The organism is Megasphaera jansseni (assembly GCF_047974155.1).
Taxonomy (GTDB): Bacteria; Bacillota; Negativicutes; order Veillonellales; family Megasphaeraceae; genus Megasphaera.
In genome coordinates this window covers 32,439-46,430 of the sequence record NZ_JBHYRR010000013.1, presented here as the reverse complement: position 1 = coordinate 46,430, position 13,992 = coordinate 32,439, and the positions used below count along the sequence as shown (strand labels likewise).

The 13,992-nt window shown below is 55.9% G+C and carries 10 protein-coding genes; 9 read left to right on the top strand and 1 reads right to left on the bottom strand.

The features are described from left to right. The first annotated feature begins 102 nt into the window (after positions 1-102). The 5 genes from ACE418_RS06550 (at position 103) to sdaAA (ending at position 9,910) form a co-directional block, all read left to right on the top strand. On the top strand, positions 103-1,086 hold the full coding sequence (locus tag ACE418_RS06550; RefSeq protein ID WP_416449859.1) for a 4Fe-4S cluster-binding domain-containing protein: 984 nt from the start codon (positions 103-105) through the stop codon (positions 1,084-1,086). A 227-nt stretch (positions 1,087-1,313) separates the two neighbouring features. Beyond that, positions 1,314-4,724, top strand: a complete 3,411-nt coding sequence (locus tag ACE418_RS06545) for a PD-(D/E)XK nuclease family protein (protein ID WP_416449858.1) — start codon at positions 1,314-1,316, stop codon at positions 4,722-4,724. Next, entirely contained in the window at positions 4,708-8,343 is a 3,636-nt protein-coding gene (gene addA, locus ACE418_RS06540; RefSeq protein ID WP_416449857.1) for a helicase-exonuclease AddAB subunit AddA, read from the top strand. Before ACE418_RS06545 ends, addA begins: the two co-directional genes overlap by 17 nt. A gap of 12 nt (positions 8,344-8,355) precedes the next feature. After that, positions 8,356-9,015, top strand: coding sequence for an L-serine ammonia-lyase, iron-sulfur-dependent subunit beta (gene sdaAB, locus ACE418_RS06535; RefSeq protein WP_416449856.1), 660 nt, complete (start codon positions 8,356-8,358; stop codon positions 9,013-9,015). A gap of 10 nt (positions 9,016-9,025) precedes the next feature. Continuing rightward, positions 9,026-9,910, top strand: a complete 885-nt coding sequence (sdaAA, locus tag ACE418_RS06530) for an L-serine ammonia-lyase, iron-sulfur-dependent, subunit alpha (protein ID WP_416449855.1) — start codon at positions 9,026-9,028, stop codon at positions 9,908-9,910. Positions 9,911-9,918: 8 nt separating this feature from the next. Here the strand turns inward: sdaAA and ACE418_RS06525 are convergent, their stop codons facing one another. Next, positions 9,919-10,134 carry a hypothetical protein gene (locus ACE418_RS06525; protein WP_416449854.1) on the bottom strand — a complete coding sequence of 72 codons (216 nt, stop codon included), beginning with the start codon at positions 10,132-10,134 and terminating at the stop codon, positions 9,919-9,921. A gap of 272 nt (positions 10,135-10,406) precedes the next feature. Between ACE418_RS06525 and ACE418_RS06520 the strand changes: the two genes are divergently transcribed. The 4 genes from ACE418_RS06520 to ACE418_RS06505 are packed head-to-tail and all read left to right on the top strand — an operon-like array spanning position 10,407 to position 13,706. Then, positions 10,407-11,147: a suppressor of fused domain protein gene (locus tag ACE418_RS06520; protein WP_416449853.1), complete on the top strand. Its 741-nt coding sequence runs from the start codon at positions 10,407-10,409 to the stop codon at positions 11,145-11,147. A 27-nt stretch (positions 11,148-11,174) separates the two neighbouring features. Continuing rightward, positions 11,175-11,987 (top strand): FAD binding domain-containing protein, encoded by an 813-nt coding sequence (locus ACE418_RS06515; RefSeq protein ID WP_416449852.1) that lies wholly within the window; start codon positions 11,175-11,177, stop codon positions 11,985-11,987. Positions 11,988-12,008: 21 nt separating this feature from the next. Continuing rightward, entirely contained in the window at positions 12,009-12,797 is a 789-nt protein-coding gene (gene yqeC, locus ACE418_RS06510) for a selenium cofactor biosynthesis protein YqeC (RefSeq protein ID WP_416449851.1), read from the top strand. A 30-nt stretch (positions 12,798-12,827) separates the two neighbouring features. Next, positions 12,828-13,706: a polysaccharide deacetylase family protein gene (locus ACE418_RS06505; RefSeq protein WP_416449850.1), complete on the top strand. Its 879-nt coding sequence runs from the start codon at positions 12,828-12,830 to the stop codon at positions 13,704-13,706. Positions 13,707-13,992 lie beyond the last annotated feature (286 nt).

The window sequence follows — 13,992 nt, the reverse complement described above, 5'->3', positions numbered from 1 at the left end:
ACAAGATTGTCTGCTGTAAGATGAAAAAATACTTTCCTTTTCACCTTTTCAGCAGTGTGGGAACAGCTTGGGATCTTATCCACGATTCGAGGCGAAAGAAGAATGAAAACAACAATCAGCATGGCCGCAACGACTGTACCGCGTGTGGTCCACCCGTATAAGACACGAAACGGCGGCGCTACCGTCACGATTTTCGTGCCCTATAATTGTCACAACCATTGCCCGTTCTGCATCAACAAGGCGGAATATGAAGATATGACGGGCTTTTCGGAAGAAGCTATTTGCCAGAGCATCCGCCTGATGGACAGCATTACGCCGTTCTGTGATTTCGTATTCACTGGCGGCGAACCTTTTGCTAATATGGAATCGCTGCAGCGCATGCTGGACTGCATTCCTGTGACACATAAGGTATATATCAATACGACGCTGCCTGTCTTTGAGAATCAGTCAGAAGACGACATCGTCGCTTTTACGGAACGCAACCGTCATAAGATTACCTGCATCAACGTATCGCGCCATATGCAGCACTATGTACAGGAATCGAATGATGGTCTCCTGAGCCGCTTGGCTGTTCCGTTCCGCATCAACTGCGTGTTGTACAAAAAATATCCGGCAGACCAGCTCAAACCGTATCTGGAACGGTTCCGCAAAATCGACGGGGCATCGATTCAGTTCCGCTTCGATTATACCGAAACGACGCCGGACAATTTATATGAAGAAGGTCATGACCATATCCTTCATGATTTGAAGAAAATCGCAGACTACACGGGCCTCGATGGCTGCCGTATGCGCTGCGGTTTCCATTTCGATTACAAAGGCATGGAACTGACCTATCATAAGACCCTGCCTTACAGTACGGTCATCGAACGGGATGAACGGGACGATAAGGAATACGATATCCTCTATGATATCCTCATCAAACAGACCGGCGCCATCCATTCCGACTGGGACGGGACGCCCTTGGACATCGAAGCCTACCGGAACGTCGTCTTTGAACCGTATGACCTCAAATGGATCCAGCGGTCGCGGACGGGCCTGAGCAAGCGCCTGCCCTTCCTCAAGACGGCCTGCGCCATCTTCCATTGATTTTTGCCGCGTGAGGCATTGGCTGTCATGCGTGATTCTTTTAATTTTAGTTTGTAGTTTTTAGAGAAGGTCTTTAAATGTAAAGCCATCTGCTAACCACTAACTGCTAGCCACTAACAACTAAAAATGAGCTGTCGCGATGTGACAGCTCATTTTTTTACTGTTCTTTTCCAGTGGAAATCGGGTATAATAAAGATAATTGATTTTTTATGTAAGGAGGTACGTTCATGGCCGTTACAGTATTATTGGGCAAGGCGGGAAGCGGCAAGTCGACGCAGTGTTATCGGGAGATACAGGCCTGTGCCGCTGCCGGCGGCAAGGCCCTGCTCCTTGTCCCGGACCAAGCGACATATGGTGCCGAACGGCATCTGGCCGAAAGTTCTGATGGACAGGGCTTTTTAGGGACGCAGGTCGTCGGTTTTTCCCGGCTGGCTTATAAAGTTTTTCAGGAACGGGGCCTGGAACACGCGTCGCTGTCGGAGTTGGCCCGCAAGATTATTTTGCAGCGCCTGCTGCACAAAGGGGAAAAGGAGTTTTCCGTCTTGCAGACGGCGGCCAGGCAGCCGAATTTTGCCGATACGGCAGGCCGTTTCTTATGGGAATGCCGGTCTTTCTGTGTTACGCCGGAAGCGCTGCGCCAGGCGGCTGAAGCCGTTCCCAGCCCGACGCTGTCGCACAAGCTGGAAGATATTTCCCGGCTCTATGAAGCGTATCAGGCCTTTCTGGCAGACCACTTCGGCTCGGCTGATGATACGATGACCCTGCTGGCCCGGGAAATTGGGCATTATTCCTTCCTCCAGGGCGCCCATGTCTGGGTCGATGGCTTCCAGTGGTTTACGCCGCAGCAGATGGAAATCCTGCGTCAGATAGAGCGCGCAGCCTCACAGGTGACGATTACCCTGACCATCGATGAAGCGCATCTGGCACAGCAGCGGCGGGAAACGGCCTTGTTCCACCGGGCCTACGAAGTCTATCGCGATATAAAGAACCTCTTCCCCCATATGGAAACGGCTGTCGTCGAAAAAAGACCGGCCGGTCCGCTGACGGCGTTTCGCGACGCCTTTTTCCAGACCGTCCCAGCCAGCTTGGACCAGCCCGTATCGGCCCTGGAAATCTGGGAATGTCCCGACAGGGATGGCGAAATCGACAGCGTTGCCCGTAAAATCGCAGCTCTCTGCCATCAAGGCTACCGCTATCGCGACTTCCTCGTCCTGGCCCGGACGAGCGACTTGTATCACGACCGGGTCGAACGCATTTTCCGGCGCTATGGGATCCCCTGCTTCAGCGATTACCGTCGGCCCATGACCAGCCACCCCGCTGCTGAGGCCATTTCCGCCCTGTTCGGCGTCTTCCGCAGCCGCTGGTCCCATGAGTCGCTCTTCCGCCTGCTCAAGACGGACCTCTTTCCCGTTAGCCGCCATGACGTCGATGATTTGGAAAACTATTGCCTCGCTTACGGTATCCAGGGCCGTCATTGGCTGAGTGGCCGGGAATGGACTTATGGCCGCCGCCAGGAACAGCCGCAGATCATCGACGAACGGGAAGAAGCGCACCTCCAGCGCATGAATGAAATCCGCCAGCGCGTACGGGATATCCTCTTTCCCTGTTGGGAAGAAGCCCAGGAGGAACATAGTCTGCGCGATTGGTGTACCTTGTTGTATCAATGGTTGTGCCGGCTGGGTATACCGGCGGTGCTGCGCCAGTGGCAGCAAGAAGATGAAGCGTCGGGCCTTGCCGAAGAAGGCAAGGAGCATGAACAGGTCTGGAAGCGTATCGTGACTTTTCTCAATGAAATCGTCAATCTCTGCGGCGACGATGAAACGGACCTCGATGAATTTGCCCAGATTGTCGAAGATGGCCTGGCCAATTTGAAGTTCAGCCTCATCCCGCCGACATTGGACCATGTCACCCTGACAGCCGTCGAACGAGGCTATACGATGCAGGCCAAGGTTGTCTTTCTCTGCGGCGTCAATGATGGCGTCTTTCCACAGCATAGCCAGGAAGAAGGGCTGTTCAGCGATAAAGAACGCCACCGCCTGGCAGACCTGGGCATCGTCCTCGGGCCGGGGAGCCGCTTCCGCTCTTTCCAGGAACGCTTCTTGTTCTATTTAGGGGCTACCCGGGCTGCAGAACGGTTCATCATATCCTACGTTGTCGCTGACGACGACGGCAGTGCCATGGAAAAAGCGTCGTGGATCCATCAGCTCCGGGATAAAGGCTATGTAGCCGATATCATCCGCCAAGAGGCCAAGGTACCGGCCGGACGGGAAGCGGATTATCTGTTGGCTTTGCCGGCAGCCCTCGATTATCTTCCCGGCCATTTGCGGCCAGCTGCGGCGGGTGAAACCGTCGGGGACATCTGGTGGGCCCTTTATGACTGGGCCTGGCAGCATGGCTGGCGCCATCAGGCTGTCCGTGCCGTACAGGGCCTGTTCCATACGAACCTGCCCGTCACCCTGCCGGAGATGCTGGTGCGCCGCCTCTTTGCACCGGACGGGACGCTGCGCGGGTCGGTCACCAAGTTCGAGCAGTACCGCAGCTGTCCCTTTGCTTATTTTTCCCGCTATGGTCTCGGTCTGGAAGAACGGCCGCGCTATCAGTTCGCTGCGCCGGACCTGGGCATGCTGGTCCATGGAGCCCTGCGCATCATCGGCGAACGGCTGCTGCGGGAAAAGAAGCAGTGGCATGATATCCCTGACGCAGACGTCCCGGCCATCTGCCGCCAGGCGACGGATGAACTGGCGCCACAGGTCCAGCATGATATCCTTATGTCCAATGCCTATTTTGCCCAGATCAAGGAACGGCTCATCCAGACCCTGACCCGGACCGTGCGCCGCCTCAGTGCTTTTAGTGCCGTTTCCGATTTCCATATGGAAGGCCTGGAAAAATCCTTCGGCCGTCCGGGAAGTCCTTGGGAAGCCCTGCGCTTCACTTTGAAGAACGGTCTGCACGTCGTCGTCACCGGCCAGATCGACCGCATCGATACGCTGCACCAGGGGGACCATAAATACGTCGTCATCATCGACTATAAGTCCGGCCGCAAACAGCTCGACATCAGCCAGATTTTCACGGGGCTGGAACTACAGCTTCTGACGTACATGTTCGTAGCTCTGCTGAATATTGGCGGCGATGCCATCCCGGCCGCTGTCTTATACTGTTACGTCCGCAATGATAAGGTGTCCCTGGAATACCGCGTCAGTGAGGAAGACAAGAAGAAACTCTACGATGCCAAAGGGAAACTGACCGGTTTCTACCTCGATGACGGCCAGGTCATGCAGCAGCTGGACACGTCGATGCAGGGCTTTTCCGATTTTCTCAACTTGCGGCTGAAAAAAGACGGTACCCTGAGCGATTCGTCCCATACGCTCTATAATGAAGCGGGCTGGAGCCACCTGCTCGATTGGGCGGCCCGACAGATACGCGATATTGCCGGCCATATCGGCGACGGCGATATTTCCATCCATCCCATCCTCATGGGCCAGCAGGCGCCGTGCAGCTATTGCCCGTACCGACCGGTCTGCCGGTTCGACGCCGCCGTTGCCGGCAACACCTATGATGCGGCAGGCAGGGAAGACAAAGACGAGATGATCAAAAAGATATTTGATGAAGGAGATGACGAACATGGCCTGGACAAATGAGCAGCAGGCAGCTATTGACAGCCGGGGGCAGACGCTGCTCCTGTCGGCGGCAGCCGGTTCCGGGAAGACGGCTGTCCTGGTGGAACGTATCATCCGCCGCCTCCTGGACAAGGAATATCCCATTGATATTACGGAATTACTGGTCGTCACCTTTACCAAGGCTGCCGCTGCTGAAATGCGCGACCGTATCGGGACGGCCTTGATGAAAGCCTTGTCGGAGACGAAAGATCCCCGTGTCGAACGGCAGCTGGCCTTATTGCCATCGGCCCAGATCTCGACGCTCCATGCTTTTTGTCAACATGTCATCCGCAAGTATTTTTATACTATCGACCTGGATCCGGCCTTTTCCATTGCCGGCGAAGAAGAATTGAATCTCTTGCGGCGCCAAGTCCTGGAAGACGTTTTCTTATCTTATTATGAAGACGATGAAAAGGCAGCTGTCCTCTATCCGCTGGCCGATATGTTCGGCAGCGACCGCGGTGACGACGTCCTCATGGATACGGTGAGCCGCATGTATACCTATGCCCGCAGCCTGGCCTGGCCGGAACATTGGCTGAAAGAGGCGGCCCGGGCCTATGACGTGGCGTCTGACGCCGCGATTGACGACATGGTCTGGGCCGGTCCCATCAAGGACGCCGTCCGTCGTATCCTCGAAGAAGATGCCCGTCTCTATGAAGGCGTTCTCTATCATCTGCGCCAGCGCGAGGCCTTTGCGCCGGCCTGTGACACTTTCATCGCCGAACAGGCAGCTCTCCGGCAGGCAGCGCAGGCCCAGTCCTGGAATGACTTGAGCCGCTTTGTCCGGGCCATCGATTTTCCGCGCCTGAAGGCACTGCGGAAATTATCTGATGACGATAAAGCCGTCTGGGAACGATGCAAGAAAGTGCGCGACGATGTCAAAAAGGACGTGACTAAGACTTTGCAGCCCGTCTATTTCTCGGCGACGCCGGAAGAATGGCTCGACGGCATGCGGGCTATGAAACCCGTTATGGACGGCCTGGTGACACTGACCCTGGATTTTGCCAAAGCCTATGCGGCGGCGAAGAAGGAAAAGGGCTGGATCGATTTCAGCGATTTGGAACATTTCTGCCTGCAGATCCTCCTCGCCCCCGACGCGTCGCCGGAACATCCTGTGCCGTCGGCGGCAGCCGAGGAACTGCGCAGCCAGTACGAAGAAGTCTTCATCGATGAATACCAGGATACGAACGGCGTCCAGGAACTCATTACCCGCCTCGTTTCCAGTGAGGACAACCGCTTCATGGTCGGCGATATCAAGCAGAGCATCTATCGTTTCCGCCTGGCCGACCCGACGCTGTTCCTGGATAAATACCAGTCCTTCAGCCGTGATGAAAAAGCTTTGCAGCGCTGCATCGACCTGGGGCGGAACTTCCGCAGCGTCCCGGTCATCCTCGACGCCGTGAACGCTGTCTTTTCGCGGGCTATGACGGCAGAAGCGGCAGGCATGGATTATGGCGAACGGGAAAAGCTCTACGCCGGCCGGCAGGCGCCGGACGATGAACGCTGGATCGGTGGTCCCGTCGAGGTCGACATCGTGCCGACGCCGAGCGACGATGAAGACGACGACGGCAGTACGGCCTTTGAAAAAGAATGTCGTTTCATTGCCGGCCGCATTGGTGAGCTCCTGGCCAGCGGCCGCATGGCAGCCCGCAAGGACGGCACACTGGAACCCTTGTCTTATCGCCATATCGTCGTCCTCCTGCGCTCCATGGCCGGCAAGGCCGATGTCCTCATCCAGGCCCTGCAGGAAGGGGGCATCCCGTCGTATGCCGAACAGAGCGGCGGTTATTTTGCTGCCGTCGAAGTCCAGGTCATGCTGGCCCTCCTGCGCTGCATCGATAACCCCGAACAGGACCTGGCCATGGCGGCCGTCCTGCGGTCGCCTTTGGTCGGCCTGGATGAGACGGCCCTGGCCGGCGTCCGCTTGGCCGGTGACGGGACGCTGTGGCAGAACTTGCCTGCCTTTGTGGAGGCCCTGCCCGATGGGGGAGATGAAAAAGAAGACCTGCAGCAGTTCATGGCCTCCTTTGATTCGTGGCGCACGTACAGCCGCCGCCACGGCGTGGCCGAACTCTTGCAGCGCCTGTATGATGATACGGCCTATGTCGATTTCGTCGGGGCCATGCCCGGCGGCGATGTGCGCCAGGCCAATCTGAAAGCCCTGTACGACCGGGCCCGGCAGTATGAAGAAGCTGGATTCCGCGGCCTCTTCCGTTATCTGCAGCTCATGGATAAGATGAAAGAAGACGGCCTCGACCTGGCGCCGGCCAAAGTCGTCAGTGAAAAGGAAGACGTCGTGCGCATCATGAGTATCCATAAGAGCAAGGGCCTGGAGTTCCCGGTCGTCTTCGTCGCCGATTTGGGAAAAGCTTTCAACCGCCGCGACACGCAGGACCAGATACTCTTTCACAACCGTTTGGGCATCGGCCTCAAGCAGTATGACCCGGAATGGCGCATGTCCTATCCGACGCTCATCTGGAGCGGCATTGCTGCCCAGCTGCGCTGGGAAGGGACTGCCGAAGAAGAACGCATCCTCTATGTCGCCATGACACGCGCCAGGGACCAGCTCATCCTGACGGGCCACAGCAGCCATATCGACCGCGATTGGCAGCGCTGGACGAGCCGTCTCGATCCGGTTCAGGCCAAATCGTATTTCGACTGGGTCATGCCGGCCGCCCTGGCTCCCTTCGGGGTCAAGGCCGATGCGGATTATGCCCGTCCCGGCGCAGCCTGGCAGGATGATATCTGGCAGGTGCGCATCGCCAGGGCCGTCCCGGCAGCGGCTGCCGAAGAAAGCGCCTGTGATAGCGAACCGCGGCTAGGCGCCCTGCGGCGCGGCGATGCAACCGGGACCCCCGTCCCGGACTGGCTGGACGAACAGTTATCCTGGCAGTATGCCTATCCCCAGGCCGTTCGGACAGCGGCTAAATTTTCCGTATCTGAAGTCAAGCGGAGATATCAGGAATTGCACAGCGATGAACTGCAGGACGAAGCGGACTTGTCTGTCCCGGCAGCGGCCGTCATCGTTCCGGCGCCCGGTGAGGAGGATACCTTTGCCGCCCTGCCGCCCTGGCTGGCCGGGGACGAAGCAGCTGTCAGCGGGGCCCAGCGCGGGACGGCCCTGCACAAGGCTTTGCAGTATATCACGCCGGCAGCGGACCAGACGACGGGGACCTTACGCCGTGAAATCGATGCCTTTGTCCGCCAGGGCCTGTTGAGCCGGGACGAGGCGAAACTGGTCTATGTGCCGGTCCTGGTGGCTTTCTGCCAGTCTGATCTGGGACGTCGCATGGCTGTATCGCCGGAACTGCATCGGGAATATCCTTTCACCGTCCTTTTATCCGGCGGTGAGCCCCTGCCTGAGACAGAAGCAGGCGAACAGATTTTGATCCAAGGGGTCATCGACTGCCTCTTCCGCGAAGATGATGCCTGGATTCTCGTCGATTATAAGTCGGACCGGCTGGAAACGGCAGAGGCTTTCCGCAGCCGCTATGCTGTCCAGCTGGCATTGTACAAGCGGGCTGTCGAACAGATTACGCATCGGCCCGTTGAAGAAACATACATTTATAGCTTACATCTGCAAAAAGAAATCAAACTATAAGGAGGTTTTCTCATGGGAGTTTTTGATGTGGTCGGTCCCGTCATGATCGGGCCGTCCAGTTCCCACACGGCAGGCGCCGCCCGGATTGGCCTCATGGCCCGGGAAATCCTGAAAGATGAACCGAAAAAGGCCGTCATCACTGTCTATGGTTCTTTTGCCAAGACCTATAAAGGGCACGGTACGGACCGGGCCCTCGTGGCCGGCCTGCTCGGCTTTTCTGCCGATGATGTCCGGCTGCGCACGTCTTTTGCCATTGCTGAAGAACAAGGCCTGGCTATTGAATTCCACCGGTCCGATGAAGAAGTGGATCATCCCAATACGGTACGCATCGCCATGACTGGCGCGTCGGGTCGGACCATGGAAGTCCTCGGCGTCTCCCTGGGTGGCGGTAAAATCGAGATCCGCGAGATCAATGGGGCTGAAGTGGCCCTGAACGGGGAAGAACACACGCTGATCACAGTCCATAAAGATCAGCCGGGCATCATCGCCCAGGCGACGACGGTCCTGGCCATCGGTCATATCAATGTATCGAATATGCGCGTCTTCCGCAGTGCCAAGAACGAAACGGCCGTCATGATTGTCTGTACCGACAGTCCCGTTCCCAACGAAATCGTCCACATGATACAGAATATTACAGCCATTGAAAGCGTCGTCACGCTGCTGCCGCTCTAGGAGGAACAAGATGTATAAATATGAATATAAGACCCTTCATGACTTACTGGCTCTGGCAGAAAAAGAAAAGACGACTCTGTCAGACATCGTCGTGCGTCATGAAGTAGAGTCGTCGGAAGAACTAGAAGAAAAAGTACGGGCCGTCATGGCCAGCCGTCTCGATGTGTTCCAGGAATCCATCGATGCCGGCATGGAAGATCCGGGAAAATCGGTCAGCGGCCTCGTCGGCGGCGATGCCCACAAGCTGGCTGAAGGAGCGCCGAAATTACTGGGGCCTCTGGCACATAAAGCGGCTGTCTATGCTCTGGCCGTCAGTGAAGCCAATGCCAAGATGTTCAAAATCGTCGCCTGCCCGACAGCCGGTTCCTGCGGCATCGTGCCGGCCGTCATGATGGCAGCGGCTGAAGAAATGCAGGTACCCCGTCCGGCATTGGTCGATGCCTTGTTCACGGCAGCCGGTATCGGCGCCGTCGTCGCCCGCAATGCTTCTGTCGCCGGTGCCGTCGGCGGCTGCCAGGCCGAATGTGGGACGGCAGCGGCCATGGCTGCCGCTGCTGTTGCCGAAATGGCCGGCGGTGATAACGATACCATCCTCCAGGCCTTTGCCCTGTGCATGAAAAACACCCTGGGTCTGGCCTGCGACCCCGTAGCGGGCCTGGTCGAAGTGCCCTGCGTCAAGCGCAATGCCATCTTTGCCGTCGAGGCCATTGCCGCTGCCGAAATGGCGCTGGCCGGCATCAAGAGCGTCATCCCGCCGGATGAAGTCATCGCGGCCATGGCGGAAATCGGCCGCCTCATGCCCGTCGCCTTGAAAGAAACATCCGATGGCGGCCTGGCCCGGACCGAAACGGGCAAGGCCATCGCAGCGCGGTTAGAAAAAGCGATGGAAGAGTGAGGCGCCTTTTACGCCTCCCCATCCTGGAGTCCCGTCTGGTTCTGTGCCAGCGCCGGCTGGCCTTCGAGACGGCGGTATATCATACGGCATAGGCTGGCAGAAACGGGAGCATCCTTGGGCTGGCAGGCGAATTCGAGGATCAGTTCAGCTTCAAAACGGTTTAATTCTACCCAGCGTACCTTCAATGTAGTCATCCCTTTGCGGTTAATTGTAGTGCGTTCCATTCTCTTTTATTCTACTATACCGTACTGCCTTTTACAAGGCACGCCGGGGCGCTGTGATTTGACAATTTCTCTATTTATTGATATGATATATCCCGTCAATTGAACAGGCGATGAGATTCAGTGAATCCCTCCGGCACGAACCCTGAGGGCTAAAAAGTCTATCGTCATGATAGTGGAGAGGGGCTTCGCGTTCGCGGCGCCCCTTTTTGGTTGCCCAGAGCTGGCTCATTTATGATATAATGAAGCTGAATATAACAAAAAGGGGGGATTCGATGAGTACCTTACCGATTACGTCCTATCGATGGCCTCGCTTTTTTTCCTTGATGGACACCTTGAAGATACAGCGGCCTCACGAGGAATATGGCCATGCCGTCCAGGATTATTTCCACCACCTCTTTCCCCATCGGCAGTGGAGTGTCTTCCAGGACCCGGACGGGACGCCGCTGGCTGTGGATGTAGAACTCTTATATCCTACGGTAGAAGAGCCTTTCTATCTCCTTCATACTATCGGCATGAGTGCCGCTCCCATGCATTACCCGGCTGGTGAATTTGTGGCCGGGAAAGAAGGCTACGGCGAACTCTGCCTTATCCTGCCGGCCGATTGGCCCTTCCGCAAGGACCGGGATATTTCCTTGAACGACGAAGAAGCCTGGCCTATCTGGCTGCTCATGGAACTGGGGCGGTTCCCGCACGTCCATGACGTGTGGATGTCCTATGGCTTTCTCCTGCCCAATTCGGAAAACCATGAGCCTTTTGCCAGGGATACGACCTTGTCCGGCCTGGTCATCGTCCAATTTGAAGGACAGCTGGGCGGCGTCTCTATGGCTGATGGTACGACGGTGGAACTTCTCATGCCCATCCTTTTATATAAAGAAGAAATGGATTTGTGCAGCGATATCGGCGTCGATGCCCTTGTCGATGCCGTCGTCGATGAGTGCGGCGGGTCTTTCCTGCTCAACAAGGACAGGCCGAACGTCGCGCTGGAAGATTGGCTCTTCGACGACGTCCCTTAACTAGGCAGAAAGGAGATTTTCAGTATCGTGATTACCAGTACGACGACCCTGGTCCCGGATAATCCGGCCGCAGCCTATGCTGCTTATCGGCAGGCTGCGTCGGCTGTTTTCCTGGCGGGAACGCAGGGCTTGAAATATAAAAAAGACCATTATGACCTGGCTGTCGATTTGTCGAAGGCCGGGATGCAGTATATTGAAGAACGGGAAGACGACATCGTCATCGGTGCCATGACGCCGCTTTGGCAGATCAAGATTTCCCCGGTCATCCAGGAATTTGCCGGCGGGGCCATCAGCAAGGCCATTACCGACGTAGCCGACAAAAACGTCCAGCGCTACGGTACGATCGGCGGTGTGATTTCCGGGAAAGCGCCTTTTTCCGTCCTCCTGCCGATCCTTTTGTCCCTCCACGTCGATGTACAGCTACAGGATAAAGGCTGCATGAGTCTGGACGACTATTTGCACTGCCCGCCCATGGGCGAACTGGTAACGGGCATTTCCATTGCCAGGGAAGCCGTCTATACGGCGTATAAAGCCTACCGCAAACTGCCGGTAGATGAACCGTACCTGGTCGGTGCCGTAGCTATGCGGGAAGATTCATGGTGCATCGTCGTTGGCGGCCGTCCTGGCCTTGCTGCCATTGCCCGCTCGGCCAGTGAAGAACTGACGGAAAAAGGCATGGCCGTCAAAGAGAATGTGGCTCATCTGGCCAGTGAAGAACTCGATTTCGGCAACTTCGGCACTTGCTCCGAAGAAGAACGGCGGGCCCTGACCATCGATATGGTCCGCGGCCTTATCAAATCGGCCTGGAAAGGCTATAATCGTTATGTTGTGAAGAAGTGAATTCCATAAGGGGGTACTTTCATGTTTGAAGATAATCGTTGGCGACGTATGTTAAAACCGGGCATTACGGCTATTGTCGGTGCCGGTGGCAAAACGACCGTGTTGGAACGGCTGGGTACTTACGGCCACGGCGGTCATCTGCCGATCATGGTCAGCAGCATTGTTCCCATGGACAGCACGCGTGTCGATAATGTCGAACCCTTTGACGTCATCTGCACGGAAGATATGGAAAAAGGCGAAGCCTTCTGCGCTGAACGCATTGCTGCCGGCCATGTCCCGGCATGGTTCGCCGGCCTCGACGACCAGGACCGTTATGTCGGCCTCGACCCCAAGGTCATCGATGGCATCAAGATGCGCCACCCGGCCTGGTATATCCTCATCGAAGGCGATGCTGCCGGCAATAAGTGGCTCAAGGCCCCGCTGGCAGACGACGTGCCCCTGCCGAATTCCTGCGATACCGTCATCGGCGTCCTCAATTTACAGATGTTGGGCAATGTCATCAGCGACGAAAAAATCGAAGGCGTCGAAACGGCAGCGGCTATCATGGGGCGTCCCTGCGGCGCCGTCATCACGCCGGCCATGCTGGCCAAGCTCATCAAACATCCGCGGGGATTGTTCCGCGGCGTGCGCTGCCCGCGTATCCTCTTCTGCACGGGCTATAATGCCGTTCAGCACCGCATGACCGAAGCCCTTCTCGACGATTTGGAAGACTTCGACCTGACGGCCAGTGTCCTGGCCGATGGCTATCGGGAAACGTGTACGATACGCCAGTATATTCACTATGGTAATGTCAAAAAGAAACGGATGTAAGCAAAAATGAAACAAAAAGGCAGACTGTTTTTGGGATGTATCTTATTTTTCTTCCTGGCTTCGCTGGGACTCTTCCTGAATTTCGACCGCGACCACGTCATGGCAGCCGCTGAATCCAGGCATATCCCGGTGCCGCAGGTCCTGTCCGGCAAGCCCGATGTGGCTTTGATCGGCGATGATTTCTCCCTGCCTCCTGTCGATAATGATAAACCGGTGTATGATAAATATACGACCCGGCAGCGCCAGGAAAAGGGCCTGCCCACGACATACGGCAAGACGCGGGACTATTATTATGGTGACAACGTCGTCTACCTGACCTTCGACGACGGACCGAATGATAAGAATACGTCGCGCATCCTGGACATCCTGAAAAAGGAAAATATCCATGCTACCTTCTTCCTGACCGGCCAGAATGTCGTCCGCTACCCCGATGTGGTGAAAAAGATTTACCAGTCTGGCAATGCTATCGGTGTCCATTCGTATACGCATGATTATAAGAAAATATACGTTTCGCCGAAAGCCTACACGGATGAACTCTTGCAGACTGAAGAAGAAATTTATAAGATACTCGGCGTCCGGCCCATCATTTCCCGCGCCCCGGGTGGTACGGAAGGTCACTTCACGAAGGATTTCTGGACGGCTATCAACAACATCGGCTACATCGAAGTCGGCTGGAACGCCCTGACCGGCGATGCCGACGGGACGGGCAAGACGGCTGATAAAGAAGTAGAAAACATCAAGCAGCAGCTGCAACTGCGGCCTTATCTCCATCGCCATCTGGTCATCCTCATGCATGATGCCTATGGCCATGGTGCGACCGTCGATGCCCTGCCGGACATCATCCATCTCCTGAAAGCGCAGGGATACACGTTCCGTGTCGTCACGACAGCCATTCCGCCTTCTTGGTAAAATGCATAGATAATATGCAAAAATAATATACAATATATCCGCCAGTAAAACGATTGTCCACGGGGATTCTCATATCTATACAGAGAATCCCTGTTTTTTTACCTTGACAATTATCTCCCTGGGGTATACAATGACGACAACGAATTTTTAAAAGGTTGCACAAGGAGATTCCTATGAATACGTCATTCTTACATCAGGTAATTGAATACGTCTTTACTTATTTTAGCTGGGGCTACCTGTATTTTAGCGCTGGTTATTTTTGCTACGACGAATTCAATAAGACCGA